At 64.1% G+C, this 19,864-nt stretch carries 16 protein-coding genes and 1 pseudogene; 7 read left to right on the top strand and 10 right to left on the bottom strand.

Features of this window, described 5'->3' with window-relative positions:
• Positions 1-93: 93 nt before the first annotated feature.
• Entirely contained in the window at positions 94-900 is an 807-nt protein-coding gene (locus tag PKKP23_RS30580; protein ID WP_126879647.1) for a DODA-type extradiol aromatic ring-opening family dioxygenase, read from the top strand.
• Positions 901-1,034: 134 nt separating this feature from the next.
• Here the strand turns inward: PKKP23_RS30580 and PKKP23_RS30585 are convergent, their stop codons facing one another.
• Complete coding sequence (locus PKKP23_RS30585) at positions 1,035-2,627, bottom strand: APC family permease (protein ID WP_126879648.1); 1,593 nt, start codon at positions 2,625-2,627, stop codon at positions 1,035-1,037.
• A 443-nt stretch (positions 2,628-3,070) separates the two neighbouring features.
• Here PKKP23_RS30585 and PKKP23_RS30590 point away from each other — a divergent pair, with 443 nt between their 5' ends.
• Positions 3,071-3,274 (top strand): cold-shock protein, encoded by a 204-nt coding sequence (locus PKKP23_RS30590; protein WP_017776142.1) that lies wholly within the window; start codon positions 3,071-3,073, stop codon positions 3,272-3,274.
• A gap of 242 nt (positions 3,275-3,516) precedes the next feature.
• Here the strand turns inward: PKKP23_RS30590 and PKKP23_RS30595 are convergent, their stop codons facing one another.
• Positions 3,517-4,767 carry an Hsp70 family protein gene (locus tag PKKP23_RS30595; RefSeq protein ID WP_126879649.1) on the bottom strand — a complete coding sequence of 417 codons (1,251 nt, stop codon included), beginning with the start codon at positions 4,765-4,767 and terminating at the stop codon, positions 3,517-3,519.
• Positions 4,768-5,091: 324 nt separating this feature from the next.
• On the opposite strand from PKKP23_RS30595, the gene PKKP23_RS30600 reads away from it, so the two are divergent.
• Complete coding sequence (locus PKKP23_RS30600) at positions 5,092-6,693, top strand: MFS transporter (RefSeq protein WP_126879650.1); 1,602 nt, start codon at positions 5,092-5,094, stop codon at positions 6,691-6,693.
• Positions 6,694-6,938: 245 nt separating this feature from the next.
• On the opposite strand, the gene PKKP23_RS30605 is transcribed toward PKKP23_RS30600, so the two are convergent.
• Both PKKP23_RS30605 and PKKP23_RS30610 read right to left on the bottom strand, forming a co-directional pair.
• Complete coding sequence (locus PKKP23_RS30605; RefSeq protein ID WP_017776145.1) at positions 6,939-7,532, bottom strand: nitroreductase family protein; 594 nt, start codon at positions 7,530-7,532, stop codon at positions 6,939-6,941.
• Between the two features lie 208 nt (positions 7,533-7,740).
• Positions 7,741-9,024: an MFS transporter gene (locus PKKP23_RS30610; RefSeq protein ID WP_126879651.1), complete on the bottom strand. Its 1,284-nt coding sequence runs from the start codon at positions 9,022-9,024 to the stop codon at positions 7,741-7,743.
• Between the two features lie 152 nt (positions 9,025-9,176).
• Between PKKP23_RS30610 and PKKP23_RS30615 the strand changes: the two genes are divergently transcribed.
• Positions 9,177-9,824 carry a TetR/AcrR family transcriptional regulator gene (locus PKKP23_RS30615; protein ID WP_126879652.1) on the top strand — a complete coding sequence of 216 codons (648 nt, stop codon included), beginning with the start codon at positions 9,177-9,179 and terminating at the stop codon, positions 9,822-9,824.
• Between the two features lie 46 nt (positions 9,825-9,870).
• A complete protein-coding gene (locus tag PKKP23_RS30620; RefSeq protein ID WP_017776148.1) occupies positions 9,871-10,431 on the top strand; it encodes a DUF1415 domain-containing protein in 561 nt (186 codons plus the stop codon).
• A gap of 49 nt (positions 10,432-10,480) precedes the next feature.
• Here PKKP23_RS30620 and PKKP23_RS30625 read toward each other — a convergent pair whose 3' ends face one another.
• Complete coding sequence (locus tag PKKP23_RS30625) at positions 10,481-11,317, bottom strand: class I SAM-dependent methyltransferase (RefSeq protein ID WP_126879653.1); 837 nt, start codon at positions 11,315-11,317, stop codon at positions 10,481-10,483.
• Between the two features lie 396 nt (positions 11,318-11,713).
• Between PKKP23_RS30625 and PKKP23_RS30630 the strand changes: the two genes are divergently transcribed.
• Both PKKP23_RS30630 and PKKP23_RS30635 read left to right on the top strand, forming a co-directional pair.
• Positions 11,714-12,034, top strand: coding sequence for a hypothetical protein (locus PKKP23_RS30630; protein ID WP_017776150.1), 321 nt, complete (start codon positions 11,714-11,716; stop codon positions 12,032-12,034).
• A gap of 567 nt (positions 12,035-12,601) precedes the next feature.
• Complete coding sequence (locus PKKP23_RS30635) at positions 12,602-13,906, top strand: MFS transporter (protein ID WP_126879654.1); 1,305 nt, start codon at positions 12,602-12,604, stop codon at positions 13,904-13,906.
• A gap of 51 nt (positions 13,907-13,957) precedes the next feature.
• Here PKKP23_RS30635 and PKKP23_RS35095 read toward each other — a convergent pair.
• From PKKP23_RS35095 to PKKP23_RS30655, 5 genes and pseudogenes are all read right to left on the bottom strand, one after another.
• Positions 13,958-14,071: pseudogene (locus PKKP23_RS35095) on the bottom strand (DUF1059 domain-containing protein); the annotation flags it as partial.
• A 6-nt stretch (positions 14,072-14,077) separates the two neighbouring features.
• Positions 14,078-15,223 carry a methyltransferase gene (locus PKKP23_RS30640; RefSeq protein WP_126879655.1) on the bottom strand — a complete coding sequence of 382 codons (1,146 nt, stop codon included), beginning with the start codon at positions 15,221-15,223 and terminating at the stop codon, positions 14,078-14,080.
• 209 nt (positions 15,224-15,432) lie between these two features.
• On the bottom strand, positions 15,433-17,139 hold the full coding sequence (locus tag PKKP23_RS30645; RefSeq protein WP_126879656.1) for an ATP-binding protein: 1,707 nt from the start codon (positions 17,137-17,139) through the stop codon (positions 15,433-15,435).
• Between the two features lie 241 nt (positions 17,140-17,380).
• Entirely contained in the window at positions 17,381-17,731 is a 351-nt protein-coding gene (locus tag PKKP23_RS30650) for a response regulator (RefSeq protein ID WP_017776155.1), read from the bottom strand.
• A 341-nt stretch (positions 17,732-18,072) separates the two neighbouring features.
• The gene (locus tag PKKP23_RS30655) at positions 18,073-19,176 is read right to left on the bottom strand and encodes a restriction endonuclease (RefSeq protein WP_240659208.1); all 1,104 of its coding nucleotides are present in this window, start codon (positions 19,174-19,176) and stop codon (positions 18,073-18,075) included.
• Positions 19,177-19,864: the final 688 nt, after the last annotated feature.

The raw sequence follows: 19,864 nt of genomic DNA on the forward strand, positions 1-19,864 counted from the left end.
CAAATCCGCAATGGGCTGTTTATCAAATGTCAGTGCGGCTCTATATTCGAGTCAACGAAACCTCGTCTGCCGCCTGCAAGGCGGTTCGCTGACATGACCCAATCCACGCTGCACGCCGACCGCGTGCCCAGCCTTTATCTTTCGCACGGTGCGCCGACGCTGCCTATCGATCCGGCTCTGCCCTCGGCCGGATTCACCGCTCTCGCGGCACACCTGCCGCGCCCGCAAGCCATTCTGATGCTCTCCGCGCATTGGGGCACGACGCGACCGCTCGTGAGCACCGCGACGAAACCCGAGACGATCCACGATTTCTACGGCTTTCCGCGCGAACTCTACGAAATCGAGTATCCCGCGGCAGGCGCGCCGGACGTTGCGCACCGCGCCGCGCAACTGCTCACTGCCGAAGGCATTCCGACCGGCGAGGAAGCGCACGGGCTCGATCACGGTGCGTGGGTGCCCATGCTGCTGATGTTCCCGCAGGCGGACGTGCCGGTCGCGCAGATCTCGATCCAGCCCCACATGGGTCCCGCGCATCATTTCCGTATGGGACGCGCACTGCGTGCGCTGCGCGACGAAGGCGTGATGGTGGTCGGATCGGGCCAGATCACGCACAACCTGCGCGCCGCCGACTTCGGCGCACGCCCCGAAGACGCCGACCCGCGCGTCGCCGAATTCACGGACTGGTTCGAAGCGCACCTCGCCGCCCGCGACATCGACGCGCTGCTCGACTACCGCGCCCGCGCCCCGCACGCGGCGCTCATGCATCCGACCGACGAGCATCTGCTGCCCGTCTTCGCGGCCCTCGGCGCCGCGGACGACGACTACACCGTCGGCGTGCAGTCGCTCGGCACGTACCAGCGTGCGCTCGCCATGACGAACTACGTGTTCGGTCACGCGTAAGCGTTTCATCGCGGGTGAAAAGTACAGCCGCTGCAGCCCATAAAAAAGCCTGCCTGAGCAATTCAGGCAGGCTTTTTCGTTACTGCGCGACGTGGCGACTACACGCCGCCGTTACCGGAAGGATCAGCCCCAGATCACACACCGATACCTTCGAGAATCTCGTCGTGCTTCTCGCGCTCGTCCAGATACTCGGTGCGGTAGCCCGTACGCACACCCCAGTAATAGAAAACCAGCGAAAACGCGATCACGACGACCATGTCCCAGCCGTAGGGAATCAGGTTGTGTCCGCCGAACTCCTTGCTGCCGATCAGCGAGAGCAGCGCCATGATGGGCAGATACGCCACGAGCCACCACGCCGCTTTCAGGTCGCGGCCCCAGCCGCTCCAGCCCGACTTGCCCTGGAAGTAGAAGTACACCGGCAGTGCGACGATCATCAGCAGAATGATCTCGCCCGTCAGCGGCCACTTCGCCCAGTACAGGATCAGCGACGCGCACACGAACGCGAACGGCGCAATCACCGACATGCCGGGAATGTGCAGCGGACGCTCGAGGTCCGTAGCCGAACGGCGCAGCGCCATCAGACTGATCGGGCCCGTGAGGTACGAGATCACGGTGGCGACCGAAATCACCGCCGCGAGCGAGCTCCAGCCGCGGAAGAAGAACAGGAAAATGAACGACACGAGCAGGTTGAACCACATCGCCTGGCGCGGCACGCCGTAGAACGGATGCACGTTGCCGAACATCTTCGGCATCGTGTTGTTGCGCTCCATCGCGTAGATCATGCGCGTCGTGGTCGCCATGTAGGTCGTGCCGGTGCCGCTCGGGCTCACGAACGCGTCTACGTAGAGCAGGATGGCGAGCCAGTTCAGGTTCAGCGCCATCGCCAGTTCGGCGAACGGCGACTTGAAGTTGAACTGGTTCCAGCCCTTCATGACGTCGGACGGGCTCACCGCGCCGATATAGGCAATCTGCAGCAGCACGTAGATGACAAGCGCCAGCAGGATCGAGCCGATCACCGCGAACGGCACGCTCTTCGCCGGGTTGCGCGCTTCGCCTGCAAGGTTGATCGGGCTCTGGAAGCCGTTGAACGCGAACACGATGCCGCTCGTCGCCACGGCCGTCATCACCGCGGACCAGCCATACGGCGCGAACGTGCTGGCTTCGCCGAAGTTCTCGTGATGGAAGCCTGTGGCCATGAGACCGGCGATGGTCAGGCCCGGAATCAGGAACTTGAACACCGTGATCGCCGAGTTCGCGCGCGCGAAGACCTTCACGCCCCAATAGTTGAGCAGGAAGTACACGATCACGAGCAGCGCCGAGAGCAGTAACCCTGTTGTGGTGAGTTCACCGCCCACGAAGAGCTGGTGCGCCCACTCGTACGGCCAGGTGCTCATGTACTGGATAGAGGCTTCCGCCTCGATGGGGATCACCGACACAATGGCGATCCAGTTGGCCCACGCGCTGATGAAGCCCACGAGCGAGCCGTGCGAGTACCGCGCATAGCGCACCATGCCACCAGACTCGGGAAACATCGCACCGAGTTCGGCATAGGTGAGCGCGATGGCGAGAATCACGACAGCACCGATGATCCATGCACAGATCGCGGCGGGCCCGGCAATCTTGGCGGCCTTCCATGCACCGAAGAGCCAGCCGGAGCCGATGATGGAACCCAGCCCGGTCAGCATCAGCGCGATCGGACCAATGTTCCGTTGAATAGAACTTTTCACGTCATCTCCTGTATCAAGCGCAGCTTGACGCTGCGGCGCCCCCTCTGACGTGGGGCTCTCGCGGGCGTCGCACATGCATGCGCGAGCGTGTTTTCTGGGTGCAACCGCCGCGCGGCGCGTAGTTTACCGGTTGCACCAGCCGAATGCAGTCAAAATCCGGGTTGTCCCTACAAAAAAATGCGCTTTAGCGCAAGCTTTGTAAGAGTGAATGCGGCCCCATTCAGGCGCGTCAGATAGGAAAGACCCTGCAATTTCCTCGGTTGCGGTTGACCTTCTTTGAAAATCGCCGTATAAAGTCCGGGCAGGATTTCAAGCGGCGAGTGTGAATTGGTCTTTCGTGGTTCGCCCATCAACGGTACTCCGGCTGTCCTATTACCCCCCTTCCTTGATTTTCGTGCACATCCCAACGGGCTTCGGCTCAAATTCATCTTTAGGAAAGTAATATGGAAACCGGTACCGTCAAGTGGTTCAATGACGCTAAGGGCTTTGGCTTCATCACCCCGGACGGCGGCGGTGAAGACCTGTTCGCGCATTTCTCGGAAATCCGCGTGGAAGGCTTCAAGACGCTGCAAGAGAACCAGAAGGTTCAGTTCGAAGTGAAGACTGGCCCGAAGGGCAAGCAAGCCGCGAACATCAAGCCGCTGTAAGCAGGAGCAAGCGGCACGCCCAGGCCACATGCGGCTTGGGCGTCTGCGCTTCCTGACGCGGGAAAAACCCCACGCTTCGTTCGAAGGTGGGGTTTTGTCATTTCTGGAGCGTTGCAGGGTGGTGCGTTGCAGGCGGGTCTTGCAGGCGCGTGGCCGGGACGGGATGACCCGCATCCAGCAACTGTGCTCGACCGGCGGATCGTCCGCCGGCCCGTAACCGTTCTCTCAGTGCTCAGCCGAACTCAGCCGAACAGCCGTCGGGCGTGAATGCCGAGCCCCGTCGCCACGCTGGCGAGCCGGTCGCCGAAGACCGGGCGAGCGTCAGGAAACGCGGCGGCAAGCGCGTTCGATAGAAACGCGAGCCCCGTCGAGCCCCCCGTGAAGTACACCGCGCTCACCTCGCGCGGCGCGACGCCTGCGGTGCGCACCGTCTCGCGCGCCGCCTCGACGATGCGGCGGGTTTCCTCGATGCCGGCCTCGATGAGTTGCGCCTCGTCGAATGCGAGGCGCAACCCTTCTTCCACCTCTTCCAGATCGATCATCGTTTCGCCACCGGCGGCCACGCCGATCTTGGCCTCCTCGGCACGCGCGGCCAGCGCATGACCCAGCCGCCGTTCGACCACGCGCATGAGCCGGTCGTGCTGGCGCGTATCGCAGAACAGATGGCGCATCAGCTTCAGCTCCGTCACCCGCTTGGGCGTGTAGACGGTATTGATCAGATGCCACGTCGCGAGATCGAAATAGACGCGGTTCGGCATCTCGCGCCCTTCGGGGTCGAGCGTCCGGTAGCCGAATTCAGGCAGGATGGCCGTGAGCTCCACGCGGCGGTCGAAGTCCGTGCCGGCCACGTGCACGCCGTGGTGTGCGAGCACGTCGTCCTTGCGCTCGATGCGTGCCATCCGATCCGGGCCGACGCGCACGAGCGAAAAGTCCGACGTACCGCCGCCGATGTCGGCCACGAGCACGAGCCCCTCTTCTGCGAGGCGCGACTCGTAGTCGAACGCCGCGGCAATCGGCTCGTACTGAAAATGGATTTCCGAGAGCCCGATGGAGCGCGCCGCCGCTTCGAGCTGGCGCTGCGCGAGCGCGTCGGCGCGAGGGTCGTCGTCGACGAAGAACACGGGGCGGCCCAGCACGGCGCGCGCGATCGGGCTGCCCGCGCAGGCCTCCGCGCACTGTTTCAGGTGCGCAAGGAAGGTGGCGATCACGTCCGTATAGCGGATGGCGCTGCCGTCGCCGAGGTCCGTCGTGGTTTCGGCGAGCGGCGAGCCGAGGATGCTCTTCATCGACCGCATGAGCCGGCCGTCGAAGCCGTCCACATACGCCGCCAGCGCGGCGCGGCCGAATTCGCGCGTGTGTTCGTCGGTATTGAAGAAGACCGCGGTGGGCAGCGTGGTGTACGCACCCTCCACCGGGGCAAGGCGCATCGACGCGCCATCGGGCAAGGCAACGGCCGAATTGGACGTGCCGAAGTCAATCGCGCAGAAGTTCATGGCTGGACTCGCCGCTCACGGCTGACGCGGAAAAATGAGGACGGGCTTTGTATCATGAAAACCGCTTGGCGATCAACCGGATAGCCGCGCGGGCAGCGGCCGGGAACGGCGATTGCGGTACCGCTTGGCTACGCCTGCTGCGGCCCCGAAGCAAGGAGATGTACGGAAGCGGAAGCGCGCCGTGAAGCGTGTTCTGGGCGGCCGCCGCACTCCAGCGCTGCATGCCGCACCGTGCAGCAACGCCGCGACAACACTGCGGTACTTATACGGCAACCAGCGCCACAACGCCGCGCCACCCACGCCGCACCAAGGAGACGCCACGCCATGTCCCGGCTACCCCGTGCCTCAGCAGGCGATTCGTCGCCCGCCGCCGCGGTCGTCCAGACCGATCTGCCCTCGCGGCTCGACCGGCTGCCGTGGGGCCGGTTTCATACGCTGATCGTCGTGGCGCTTGGCGTCACATGGCTGCTCGACGGCCTCGAAGTGACGCTCGCCGGCGCCGTGGCGGGCGCCTTGAAGGCGAGCCCCGCGCTGCGCTTTTCGAATGCCGACGTCGGGTTGGCCGGCAGCGCGTACATCTCGGGCGCCGTGCTCGGCGCGCTCGGATTCGGCTGGCTCACCGACCGCCTCGGCCGCCGGCGCCTTTTCTTCGTCACGCTCGGTCTCTACCTCACGGCGACCGCGGCCACGGCGCTGTCGTGGAATCTCGCGAGCTTCATCGCGTTCCGCTTTCTCACGGGGGCGGGCATTGGCGGCGAATACACCGCCATCAACTCGACGATCCAGGAGTTCACGCCGGCGCGCGTGCGCGGATGGACCGATCTGGGCATCAACGGCACGTTCTGGGTGGGCGCGGCGCTTGGCGCGACCGGATCGCTGGTGTTGCTCGATCCCAACCTGCTGCCGGGCGACTGGGGCTGGCGCGCGTGCTTTCTGATCGGCGCCGCGCTCGCGCTCGCCATCCTGCCCATGCGCCGGTGGATTCCCGAAAGCCCGCGCTGGCTCATGACGCACGGCGAGCACGAGACCGCGAAGTCGGTGGTCGAGGACATCGAGAGCCGCTTTCGCCGCGCCGGCCACACGCTCGCCGACGACGTGCTGCGGCCGCTGCGTCTGCGCGCCCGACACCGTACGCCGCTCGGCGAAGTGCTGCGCGCACTCTTCGTGCTGCACCGGCGCCGCTCGCTCGTGGGCCTTTCGCTGATGACCGCGCAGGCGTTCTTCTACAACGCGATCTTCTTCACTTACGCGCTGGTGCTTACGGACTTCTACCGCGTACCCAGCGCACACGTAGGCTGGTATCTGCTGCCGTTCGCGGCAGGCAACTTCATCGGGCCGATCGTGCTGGGGCGGCTCTTCGACATAGCGGGCCGGCGCACCATGATCGCCGCCACCTATGCCATTTCGGGCGTGCTGCTGACGGTGAGCGGCTATCTGTTCGAGCAGCAGTGGCTCACCGTCACGACACAGACGGCAGCGTGGATGGTGATCTTCTTCTTCGCCTCCGCGGCGGCGAGTTCGGCCTACCTGACGGTGAGCGAGTCGTTCCCGCTTGAGATCCGCGCGCTCGCCATCGCGGTGTTCTATGCGTTCGGCACGGCGCTGGGCGGCATCGCGGGGCCGGCCTTCTTCGGGCGGCTGATCGACACGCATCAGCGCAGCGAAGTCTTCACCGGTTATCTGACAGGGTCGATGCTGATGATCGCGGCCGCGGTGATCGCGGCGATCTGGGGCGTGGACGCGGAGCGCAAGTCGCTAGAGACGGTGGCGGCGCCGCTCTCCGAGGTGAGCGACGAAGAGGCGGACAACGGCGCCCGGCAGGTGCGGAAAAATGCGCCGACGGACTCGATGGACACCGTTGCCCCAGGTGTCACCCACGAAAGCGGCCCCGCGAACGAAGTCCGGGGAAGCGGCAAACGCGCATAGCAGAACGCAGTGCGACGGAGTGCGGCGAGTATGGCAATGAGATGCCGCCGTGGGACGCGGCGGTGGCACCTCGGCGCGGGGCCTCGCGCGGCTTGACCGCACGGCGCAGCGTGGTCCGCGAGCGCAACGCCAATGCCAACGCGATGCGATGCGATGCGGGCACCTTGGCACAGCGGACACCAACCGCCCATGCAAGCCTACCCTTTCACCCCACACCCACCACGCCGCCCCGCCCCCTCAACTCCTCAGAACGCTTTATTCCACGCCCCGCCGTAGGCAATCTCACCCACCGGCAAGCGTGCACGTTCCGCCTTTTCGCGGTCACGCAACACCGGCTCCAGCTTCTGCGCGTCGCCATGGTGGGCGAGCGAGATAACGGCGATCACCTCGACGTCTTCCGGAATCGCGAATTCCTTGCGGAACGCCGGCACGTCGACGCCGCTCATCTGATGCGCGGCGAGACCGAGCGCGTGCGCCTGGAGCACGAGCGACATCGCCGCCGCGCCTGCGTCGTAAAGCGCCGTGCGGTTCACGTCGCCCTTGGCATTGCGCGTGTGCGCCGTGACGGCGATCAGCACGGGTGCCGACGCGTTCCACTGTTGATTGAACGGCACGAGCGTGCCGAAAGCGCGCTTGAAAGCCGCCTCGTCGGCGAAGCGGTCGAAGACGATAAAGCGCCACGGCTGCGCGTTGTATGCCGACGGCGCCCAGCGCGCGGCTTCGAGCACGGCGCGCAGTGCGTCGCGGGAAAGCGGCTCGGCGGTGTAGGCCCGCGGGCTCCAGCGGCCGGCGAGCAGTTCGTGGATGGGCACTTCGGTAGGAGCGGGTTTGTGGCTCATGGCGTCTCTCGGTGCAGTGGGTCGTGATGATCCTGATGCCCCGCGGCCCGAAGATGCCGACCGCGGAAATATGAACGGCCGACGACCGGCGCCTGGCAGACGCCGGCCGTCAAAGGGCCATAGCATAACCGGGAGACACGACAGGTGCTGTGCAATCTGTTCCGATGCTCAGCACCTCAGAGGGAATAGACGCGCAGCGCCTTGCGGCCTATACCGCCGCAGCGACCGCCCGCTGCTCGCCGCGATTGATCCGCAGCACGATGACAGATGCAATGAGACACAACCCGCCTGAAATCATCGACGCCACCGTGTAGGTGCCGAGGCTTGCGCGCAGCATGCCGGCGCCCAGCGCCGCGAACGCCGCGCCCAGCTGGTGGCCCGCCACCACCCAGCCGAACACGACCGGCGCAGCCTCTTTGCCGTAGACGTCGGTGGCGAGTCGCACGGTGGGCGGCACGGTGGCGATCCAGTCGAGCCCGTAGAAGACAGCGAAGATGGGCAGCCCGAAGAAGTCGATACCGAAAGCATGCGGCAGGTAGATCAGCGAAAGGCCGCGCAGCCCGTAGTACCAGAAGAGCAGCACGCGGCTGTTGAAGCGATCTGAGAGCCAGCCCGAGAGCGTCGTGCCGAACAGGTCGAAGATGCCCATGGTAGCGAGCAGCGACGCGCCCTGCACTTCGGTCATGCCGTAGTCGCCGCACATCGCGATCAAATGGGTACCGACATAGCCGTTCGTGCTCGCGCCGCAGATGAAAAAGCTGAAGAACAGTAGCCAGAAGTCGCGCGTGCGGCTCGCCATCGCGAGCGTGCCGAAGGCGACTTTGAGCGGATTCTGGGCGGCGGCCATGGGCACCGGCGGCGCGTCGTGCGCTTCGCCGAACGGGCGCAGCTTGAGGTCCGCAGGACGCTCTGGCAGCAGGAATGCCACAAGCGGCAACACCACCGCAGCGGCGGCGGCCACAACGAACACGACCGCCTGCCAGCCGTGCTTCTCGGCGACGGCCGCGAGCAGCGGCAGGAACACGAGCTGCCCCGTGGCGGAACTCGCGGTGAGAATGCCCATCGCGAGGCCGCGATGCGTGCTGAACCAGCGGTTCACCACCGTCGCCGAGAGCGTGAGCGCCGCCACGCCCGTTGCTCCGCCCACCATCACGCCCCAGACGAGAATCATCTGCCACGGGTGGGTCATCATCGAAGAGAGCGCCACGCCCGCGCCCATCGTGCCCACCGCCGTGAGGATGGTGGGACGCACGCCGAAGCGCTGCATGGCGGCGGCTGCGAACGGCCCCATCAGGCCATAAAGCGCGATGTTCACCGATATGGCGAGCGAAATCGTCGCGCGGCTCCAGCCGAACTGGTGCTCGAGCGGAACCATCATCACGCTGGGCGTGGCGCGCGTTCCGGCCGCCGCGAGCAGCACCAGAAACACCACCGCCACCGCCAGCCAACCGTAGTGAAAGCGTCCGCCTACCATCCTTGCTGCCCAGTTCATCCGCGCTCCTTTGTGTTCTTGTTAGGCGCGCTTTCGGCGCCGCACTCCACCCGCCATCCGATGCTTGTTACCGGTCAGTAACAAGATTGTTGCGATCTTAGTTACCGCTCGGTAACATGTCAAGGCATCGCCCCGACGTCACTACAGGCAGCATGGACATGTCGCAACACGAATCGTCATCTGGAACCGGCACGCGCCGCCCGCCCACCGCCGCATCGCAGGCGCAGGAGCATCTGCTTTCCGCCGCGGCCGATCTGTTCTACCGCGAAGGCGTGCGGGCCGTCGGCGTGGAAGCCGTGGTGGAACGCGCGGGCGTGAACAAGATGAGCCTCTACAGGCAGTTTTCGTCGAAGGACGATCTTGTCGTCGCGTACCTGAAACGCTCCGACGAACGCTTCTTCCAGCGCTTCGAGCGCAGCATCGAGAAGCACCCCGGCAACGCCGCGAAGCAACTGCTCCAGTATTTCGAGGACCTCGCGGAACGGGCGTCCGTGAAGGACTATCGCGGGTGCCCGTTCGTGAACGTCTCCGCCGAGTTTCCCGACACGAACCACCCTGCGCGGCGATGCGTGACGGACAACAAGACGAAGCTGATGGCGCGGCTCACCGAGCTGGCCGCCGAGGCCGGCGCGAACGACGCAGCCGCGCTCGCCAACGCGCTCGCGCTCTTGATCGAAGGCATTTACGCGGCCAGTCAGACCTACGGGCCGGGGTGCGGTCCGATACTCGCCGCGCCGAAAGTAGCCGCGCAGTTGATCGCAGCGGCCTGCCCGCAGGCACCCACCCAAAGCGCGCCGTAACCGCATCTAGAATGACGGCTTTCATTCGCCCCGCCGCCCCACCACCATGCCGCTTTCCTCCGCCTCCCGCGAAACGATCCTGAGCGACACGCGCCACTGGCTCACGCGCGCCGTGATCGGCCTGAACCTGTGTCCGTTCGCGAAGAGCGTGCACGTGAAGAACCAGATTCGCTACACGATCAGCGAAGCGACGGACCTGGAAAGCGTGCTCGCCGATCTCGAAACGGAGCTGAAAACGCTGGCCGATGCGGACCCGGCGGATATCGACACGACGCTGCTGATTCTCCCCAACGCGTTCGCCCACTTCGCCGATTTCAACGACTGCACGCACTTCGCCGACCGGCTGCTCCGGCAACTGCGACTGGAAGGCACGCTGCAAATCGCGAGCTTCCATCCGCAGTTCCAGTTCGAAGGAACGCAAGCCGACGACATCGAGAACTACACGAATCGTGCGCCGTATCCGATCTTGCATCTGCTGCGCGAGGCGAGCATCGACCGCGCCGTGGAGGCCTTTCCCGACGCCGCCCAGATCTACGAGCGCAACGAGGCTACGTTGCGCGAGATGGGACTCGAAGGCTGGCGTAAATGGATGAGCGAGAAAGACTGACTCGCCCTTTGCGGCACGTTCGCTCGTCCCGGCCGCACTGCGCCGCCCGTCAGGCCTCCACGAAAAACCGCTCGCGCAGTTCAGCGATGCCGAGCGTATCCAGAATCTCGTTGAGACGCTCCGCAGGCTTGCGGCGCGGCAAATTCTTGTACTGGGCAATGATGAGTTCGTTCTTCATCGAATGCTCCCAGCCCACCAGTTCGGTGACGCTCACCTGGTAGCCGTGCGCCTCGAGTTGCAGGCAGCGCAGCACGTTCGTGATCTGGCTGCCGAATTCGCGCGTATGCAGCGGATGCCGCCAGATTTCCGTCAGCGCGTTCGCGAGCGACTTGCCCTTGTTACGCCGCAACACGCCCGCCACCTCGGCCTGGCAGCACGGCACCACCACGATGTACTGCGCGTGCTTCTTCAGCGCGAAGCGGATAGCGTCGTCCGTCGCGGTATCGCAGGCGTGCAGTGCCGTGACGATATCGACCGTTTCCGGCAGTTCGCTCGACGCGATGGACTCCGCCACCGAGAGATTCAGAAACGACATCCCGCCAAAACCCAGCCGCGCGGCAAGCTCGCGCGACTTCGCGACCAGTTCTTCGCGCGTCTCGATGCCGAAGATATGCGAGCTATCGCACTGCTCCTTGAAAAACAGGTCATAGAGAATAAAACCAAGGTATGACTTGCCGGCGCCGTGATCGACGAGCGTGATGTTCGCTTTCTCGTTCTTCAGTTCTTTGAGCAGGGGCTCGATGAACTGGAACAGGTGGTACACCTGCTTGAGCTTGCGCCGGCTGTCCTGGTTCATCTTGCCGTCGCGCGTGAGGATATGGAGTTCCTTCAGGAGTTCGACAGACTGATTGGGGCGGACTTCGTAGGTCTTGGCGGCAGTGGACATCGTAAGCGGATCGTGAGGCAAGGCGGCCGTAGCAACGCGTGGCGAAGGGCCAGGAAACGTGCGACAGAGGACAGAAGGAACGGAAAGTACCTGTCATTTTACGGAAAAAGCCGGACGGAACCGGCGGCGCGGCACCATCTTGCCCCAGTGCGCCTGGAACGCTTCGTGCAAGACCCGGTCGCCGGACGGCCGGCAGTGAACGCCGCACCGGTGTGCCGTGCGTAGAACCCGCATAAACAAGACATCAGAGGGACCAGACTCGCCCGCTGGCGCAACAAGCCGGCAGGCATGTGGGGAGGACGCGCCGGAACATGGGCGCTCATGTTACGTAACCTGCAGTGCGCCGGACAGCGTCGAACACGCCCAGAAGCGCACGCGGCATGAAATGAGGCGGCAATGGACGCACTACCCGACGGAAAGGCCGAGCAGAAGTTTCAGGAACTGCTCGCAAAGCTCACGGCCACGCCTGAGTGGACGGAGAAGCAGCAGATCGAACTCGAAATGGCTCGCGACATTTCGGTGGAGATGCTGCAGCTCGCGGAACACATGCGCGACGGCGAAGCCAACCTGGAAACCTGCCTGATCCTGCTGAAATACGCGAAGGTGCTCGACTTCGTGATGACCTCGCTTGCCGCGCGCCGCGACATCAAGCCCCAAACGCTGCGCGTGATCTTCAAGCTCGCCGGGCTGAAGGTCGACGAGGCTTATCCGGGTTGATGCAGGCTGGCGCGGGCTGACGAAGGCCGAACCTGGCTGGACAGACTCAGCGGCACCAGCACGCACGCGTTGCGCGCATGGTCTACTGCATGGCCGCGCGCAGCACGATTTCGGCACCGGCAACAGCGAGCCCCGCGGCAGGCGCCAAGGCGAGTGCCACACAGCGCGCGCCGGAAAATGCCTTGACCGCCTCCCCCTCCCATTCCTACTATCAATGACCGCGATGGCCGCCTGTCGCGTGGCGCGGCGCAGCACGCACACAGCCAGCGCCACGCCGCAAGCAGGCTTTGGCGCAGCAGACGCGCTCGTCGAAGGCTCCGCCCAACGCATCGTTTAGCGTCACTGTCGGGCGATACAAGAAGCCGATTCACCCGAACCGTCCGCCATGCGCGTCGCGCGAGTTTTCCGTTCTCGCGCGGCACGTCCCATGCTGTAGTCATCCGCACGCTTTCAGAACAAGACACCGGCGCCGGGCGCGAATCCGGCGCACCAGCGTGGTCCGCTGTCCGGCATCGCAGCGGGCCGCCATGCATCGCCATGATGCCGTTCGAGGAGGAGACAAGAGACATGAGGAAAATGCGCTGGGTCGTCGTCCTGTTGTGCTTTCTTGCGATCGCGGTGAACTACGTCGATCGCGCCAACCTCGCCGTCGCGGCGCCGCAGATCCAGCACGCGCTCGGCATTGGGCCCGCCGAAATGGGGCTCATCCTGAGCGGCTTCTTCTGGACCTATGCGTTCATGCAAATGCCGTTCGGCTGGTTCGTCGACCGCGTGGGCGCGCGCATCGCGCTGCCGCTCGCGGTGGGCTGGTGGTCGCTCTTCACGGCGGCCACCGCGGGCGCAACCAGCGTGGCGTCGATGTTCGGTTGCCGGTTGATGCTCGGCGTGGGCGAGGCAGGCGCGTACCCGTCGTGCGCAAAGCTCGTCGCGCAGTGGTTTCGTCCCGCCGAACGTGCGCTCGCCACGAGCATCTTCGACAGCGGCTCGCGCGTGGGCTCGGCGCTTTCCATTCCGCTCGTCGCGCTCATCATCAGCACGCTCGGATGGAAGGCCTCGTTCATTATCACAGGCGTTGTGGGCTTCGTGTGGGTGGTGGGCTGGTTCGCCATCTACCGCGCGCCCGCACACGCCGACATGACTGGCGCCGACGGCGAAGTCCCCGCACCGCAATCCGCCGAGCGCCGCGCCGGCCCCGACGAACCCTCCGTGAGCTGGGGCTCGCTGTTTCGCTACCGCACGCTGTGGGGCATGATGCTCGGCTTCTTCTGCCTCAACTTCGTGATCTATTTCTTCATCACGTGGTTTCCCAGCTATCTCGTCGCCACGCGCGGTTTTTCGCTGAAGTCGCTCGGCACGCTCGGCATGATTCCGGCACTGATGTCGATTCCCGGTGGCTGGATAGGCGGCCTCGTTTCGGACGCGCTGTTCCGCCGCGGCTGGAGCCTCACTGCGGCGCGCAAGACGTGCATGGTGGGCGGCATGCTGATGTCGTCCGTGATTACGCTTTGCGCGTTCACCTCGAACATCTGGCTCATGCTGGCGTTCTTCGGCATTTCGTATGGCAGCCTCGCGTTCGCCGCCGCGAGCATCTGGTCGCTGCCCGCGGACGTGGCGCCCACGCCGCGGCACGTCGCGTCGATTGGCGGCATCCAGAACTTCGCGTCGAATCTCGCTGGCATCGTCATAACGACCTTCACGGGCGCGATGGTTCAGCTCACCCAGGGCTCGTTCACCATTCCGCTCGTCGTGGCAGGCGGCTTCTGTTTTCTGGGAGCGTTCAGCTATCTCGTCATCGTGGGCCGGATCGAACCGCTTTCCGCAGCCGACGACCGGCGCCAGCAGATGGACGGCGAAGCGCGGTCGGCCATGTAGTCGCGTTGCTGCCTTGCCGCGCTCCAGCGGAAGTCACGCCAGTCACGCCAGTCACGCCGCTCGCACCACCTCGACGGGCGGCGTGCCGTCACGGAACAGCGTCTTCAGTTGCGTGCGCAGCGCCGGCGTATCGGTGTGCTGATGCACACTCACGGCGTGCTGCAACTTGCTTCAACGCACCTTGAGCCGCCAGAGCGAAGTGACTTCCGCGGCGCGCGCCTTGAAGAGCGGATCGGTTGGATCGGCGGCTTTGGGATGCCGCGGGCGGATATTCTCGCGGCCGGCCACTTCGAGGCCTGCGGCATCGATCGCCGCAAGCAGTTCATCGCGCGTGCGCAGGCCGAGGTGCTCGGCGAAGTCCGAGAGAATCAGCCAGCCCTCGCCGCCAGGTTCCAGATGATCCTTCAGACCGTTGAGGAAACCGAGCAGCATGCGGCTCTCGGGATCGAACACGGCGTGCTCGACGGGCGACGACGGTCGCGCGGGCACCCACGGCGGGTTGCACACGACGAGCGGCGCGCGGCCTTCGGGAAAGAGGTCCGCCTGCACCACGTCCACCTGCGACGCGTAACCGAGCCGCGCCAGGTTCTCGCGGGCACATGCGAGCGCGCGCGGATCCTGATCGGTCGCGACGATGTGCTTCACGCCGCGCTTTGCGAGCACCGCGGCAATCACGCCGGTGCCCGTGCCGATGTCGAATGCCTTCGCCTGCGAGGGCAGAGGCACGCTCGCGACGAGATCGAGGTACTCGCCGCGCACCGGCGAAAAGACCCCGTAGTAAGGATGAATCCGGTCGCCCAGCGCGGGAATCTCCACGCCCTTCTTGCGCCATTCGTGCGCGCCGATCAGACCGAGCAACTCGCGCAGCGAAACGACGGAGCCTGTATCTCCTGAAGGGCCTGCCTCGCCGTACACCTCCTCGCATGCCTGCTTCACGTCGGGCGCGCGACGCAGGGCGATCGTGTAATCCGCGGCGAGCGGAATCAGCAACATGCCGAGCGTGCGTGCGCGCTGCGCCTGCGCGAGACGGTGCAGGTTGAACGCGTCGCGCGGCGACGGCGGAGGCGATTTCGCTTTCTTGTGAGGCTTGCGCTCCACGCGCCGCGCCATAGCCTGGAGCAACTGACGCGCGTTCTGAAAATCGCCGTGCCACAGCAGCGCCGTGCCCTCGCAGGCGAGGCGCCACGCGGCGTCGGCCGTGATGCGGTCGTCGGCGATGACGACGCGTTTCGGCGCGGGCACGCCCGCTTCGGAGCGCCAGCGCGCGACGTGCGTGCCTTGTTCGTCGGACCAGTTGAGGGTGGGGAAATCGGTCATGGCGGATGCGATGGGAACTCGATGACGAGTGATGACGAGAAGCGCGCGTGCCAGGCGGCCGCGAGCGCGTCATCTTAAAGCATCGGTATAGCACGTCGGGGGGGCGGGGCTTGCCGGCCAGGAAGCGATGCGTGGAACGGGGGGAGCCGGCCCCAGCCAAATGCGGATCACCGCGCGTCCTGCTGGTGCGGAACGCCTCAGCGCGCGCGTTACTGGCCCGAGCCTTCCGCGGATGTCCCCGGCGCCGCATCCAGCGCATCCCTCACCGCCCGCGCCAGGTCTTCCAGACGGTACGGCTTGCCGATGAGCGCCACGCCCTCGTCGAGCTTGCCGTCGTGGAAGATCACGTCGCGCGTATAGCCAGAGGCGAACAGAATGCGCGCGTTGTGCGGCGGCCCGCCTGCAATGCGCGCGAGTTCGCTGCTCCTCACCGTGCCGGGCATCACCACGTCCGTGAACAGCAGATCGACGCGCTGCCCGCCCTGAAGCTGCGCCAACGCGGCATCGCCATCCTGCGCGGAGATCACCTTGTAGCCGAGCTGCGCGAGCATCTCGATCGCGGCGATCCGCACGTCGGCGTCGTCCTCCACGACGAGGATGGTTTCCCCGCCGCGCGTGGCCAATCTGCCGATGGGCGCAGCGGCGTCACTCGCGGGGTCGAGGCTGCGCGGGAAGTACAGATCCACCGTGGTGCCGCGGCCTTCGGCGCTCAGCAGGTCGACGTAGCCCGCGCTCTGCGAGACGAAGCCGAACACCATGCTCAAGCCCAGGCCGGTTCCCTGCCCCTCGGCCTTGGTCGTGAAAAACGGCTCGATGGCGCGCGACTTCACGTGCTCGGGCATGCCTGTGCCCGTGTCGGAGACCGAGATACGCACGTACTCGCCGGCAGGCACGCCGGCCACGCAGGCGCGTTCGTCGCTCGCGGCACGCACGCACCCGATCTCGATGCGAATGCTGCCGCGACCGTGAATCGCGTCGCGCGAATTGATGACGAGGTTGAGCAGCGCGATTTCCAGCTGGTTGCGATCCGCGCAGATGTTCCACCGGTCAGCGGGAACCGCCGTCGTAAGCTCCGTCGTTTCGGGCAGCGTGCGACGCAGCATCTCGGCCATGCCTTCGACGAGGCGGACAGGGTCGAACACCGTGGGCACGAGCGGCTGCCGCCGCGCGAACGCGAGAAGTTGCGCCGCGAGCTTGGCGCCGCGCGCAACCGCGTTGCTCACTGCCGACACCCGACGCTTGAGCGCGTCATTGCCTCGCGTGGCTATTTCGATGAGCTGAAGATTTGCGGAGATGACCTGCAGGACGTTGTTGAAATCGTGCGCAACACCGCCGGTCAGACTGCCGATGGCTTCGAGCTTCTGCGACTGGCGCAGCCGCTCTTCCATCGCGACGCGCGCCGATACCTCCTCGGCCACGCGTTGCTCCAGCGTCTGCGTGAGCTTCAGCAGTTCCTCTTCGGCACGCTGGCGCTGTCGCAGCGCCAGCACCTTCGCCGTGGTCTCGAAGACGATGGCGAGCACGCCCGCGGGACGGCCGTCGTCATCGGCGAGCGGACTGTAGCTGAGGTCGAGCCACACGTCTTCCGCGCGACCTTCGCGATACAGCACCAGGTCCTTGTCCCGGTACGAAAGCGTGCGCCCGGCGAGGCAACTGTCCACCACATTGCGATTGAACGACGCCACCTCCGGCCAGCCGATCTCCACCGGTTTGCCCAGCAGAAACGGGTGGCGCCCGCCTGCAAAAACGGCATAGGCGTCGTTGTAAAGCATGGTGCCCTCGCGGCCCCACAACATGACAAGCGGCGTGGGGGACGCGAGCACCAGCCGCACAGCGGCGAGCAGGCTCGCGGACCACGCCTCGCGCGGACCGAGCGAGGTGCCGCTCCAGTCGAACTGGGCGATTCGCTGGGCCATCTCGCCCTGCCATCCTGGGCACTGCGGGTCGACGGGAATCGGAGCGACGGACGCCATCGTAGGAGGAATGTGCGCGGAAGAAAGTCAATTCAGTGGACCGCCGCAATTCTTGTGCCGCGGCGACGAGACCGGGGAGCGGAGAAGCTGCAGCGTATGCCTTGTGTCTTTACAGGCATACGCTCGCGCAGCGGGTCATTCTTTCGAACTTGCCGCGCGGCGGTGGCGGGCGTTGCGGCAGGAACTACAGGCAGGCGAGAAGTTGTTCGAGCGTGGCCGGCTTGGTGATGTTTTGTTCGAATCCGGCGTCTGCGGCGCCTTGCCCGATGTCGGGCAGCGACGATCCCGACAGCGAGATGAAGCGCGTGCCGGACAGCGCGGGATTCAGCCGCAGGCGCGCCACGACGTCGCCGCCGCTCATGTCCGGCAGGTTCCAGTCGATGAACGCCACCTGCGGCACGAACGATTCGACCACACCCAGTGCTTCGCCGCCGTCGCAGGCATACCGCACGTCGTGGCCCTCGAGCTCGAGGAGTAGCGCGAGGGCCTCGGTGGCGTCGCGGTTGTCGTCTACGAGGAGGATTCGTGTCGGCATGAGGCGAGAGGATGGAGGGTGCGGGCGCGGGGCTGGCGGGATGGTGGAGCGGCGCGCGGGGCGTGTCCGTTATGGTACGCGGGAGTGACGGTGGGTGTGCGAGAGGACGTTTGAAGATTCAAACGCAGGCTGAGAGGAGGAGCCGGCCCGGAAAAGAAAAAAGGGGTTACGCAATGTTTGCGTAACCCCTTGCTTTCGGCTGCAGGACTCACGATCTCCCGCTAATCGCTTGATTATAAATTTATTTATTCAAGGCTCTGACCAAATATACTCCCAAACTGTTCCGTTAATACAAACGTTGTCCCCGAAAGGAGAGAGGTTTTCCATAAGAAGTAGCGCGGTCACGTCCCTGTGAAAAGCGGGGACTTAGATTCCTCGGTACCGTCACCGCCCAGACGGAACTGCTCGATAATCCGTTGGTTATAGTCGTCAAGGTAGGCCTGCAATTCACGACGGCCCGTCAGGCGTACTGATGCAGCGTTGGCGAGTTCGATAGCTGACCGTGTGAAATACGAGTTAGTGACGACCATGGCATCATCGCAATCATAGAAACTCTTCGCGGAGATGGCTTCTTGGACTGCCGAATTACCAACGTTTCCTGAGTAATTTTTCGCCTGGATCACCATCTTCTTGCCAAACTTGCTTACAAACAGGTCTGCACCCTGATCGCCGCTCAATTTGGTTCCCTCGACATCGTAGCCCGCTGTCAGAAAGATCTTGGAGAGAAATTTCTCAAATTCGTACCCATTCATGGAGTCTACGTGGTACATCGTGACGAACTGGTTGGGATCGAAGAACTCCAGTTTCGTTGCCAACCTCTCGACGAGGATGTCGAAGTTGATCTGTTCGCACACTTCAAGCCAAGTTTCCACGGTCTGCCAAGGTAAAAGCGGCGTGCCGAATGTCGAGGACGCCTGATCCACGTACTGTACTTCCGGATGTCGGATGTTGTTGTCCCAGAGAAAATAGAATAACAGGCTGAGATCATCACGGTAGCTAACCCCTGCTTCCGCAATCCACGACCGGAGAATTTCACGCAGCGAGCCCTTGATGTGTCTCGATATCTCGGTGGAGAAACCAAGGTATGCCGAATTGAACCCAGTCGTCAGCAGGAGTTTGTCCAACAGATGCGGGAGCTCTTCCAGTTCTGTAAAACCCTTGCGAATCAAAACTTCGCGAAAAAGCTCACGGTTAGAATATGTCCCGTTCTCTCTTGCGCCAGGCGTCTCGGCATCACTTGGCTCAACGCCGACGTTTCGAACTGTGTAAAAGAAGTTGACAAAGTAAGGTTTTTTGAGCTCGGAGTATTTTCTGAGTACCGCACGAAGGAGGTCGTTGAGCTGGGCCTGCTCTTTCTTCTTGCCGAGCAGATCTTTCAGAAACCCCTTTGTCTGATACTGGAATTCCGGGTAAAAGGAAGGGTCGAGCGGGACCTGCAGCGGCACATTCGCTGACTGACCCGATGCTTGGACCGGGGCATTCGTACACCACGGACACTTAATTTCGAATGATTTTCGTCTGCATGAAGTACATTGGTAAATCACGAACTCTCTCCAGACCGTAAATCAGTTGCTTTGGTAGCCGTCAACCAGCCAATTTAATCTACGCTGCAGCGCGCGGAACTAAAAGACGCCACGCATCAATTGCGTTGCAAGGGCCAAGGCCTGAATTCGGCACATGCCGAAGCATAACCGCCTGCCCGCTTCGCTTCAATCGCAAAGCCGACCTGAAAGATTGACCGTAAACGCGGGCCATTCGGGTCGAAATTGCAAGTTGGTGCTGCGTGGAGCGGCCGCCTAGCTGCTTGAACGCTATCTGCGTCAGCAACCTAATCTATCCAGGACGCCCAAGCGAGCCTCCTCAAAGGCCAACCAATGGTCGGCGACGATTCGCACGCGGTTGAGCGCTTTACTTAGGAATTCGATAGTCGGGCCACGGCGGGAAAATTGGGCGAGAAGGGGGCGCGTTATGCTTTTTGCATTGCGCGCACGCTTAAGCCGATAGTTGCTGTTGATTTGCACGGAAACTTGACCCGGCCAGGGCAGTAATTTGCATCGAATATTGACCCACGTAGAACACTGACCTGCTCGGCAACGGGCAGGGGAACGGAGTGATCGACGTGGCTATATTGAG

It is taken from the genome of Paraburkholderia kururiensis JCM 10599 = LMG 19447 (genome assembly GCF_003986935.1).
GTDB lineage: Bacteria > Pseudomonadota > Gammaproteobacteria > Burkholderiales > Burkholderiaceae > Paraburkholderia > Paraburkholderia kururiensis.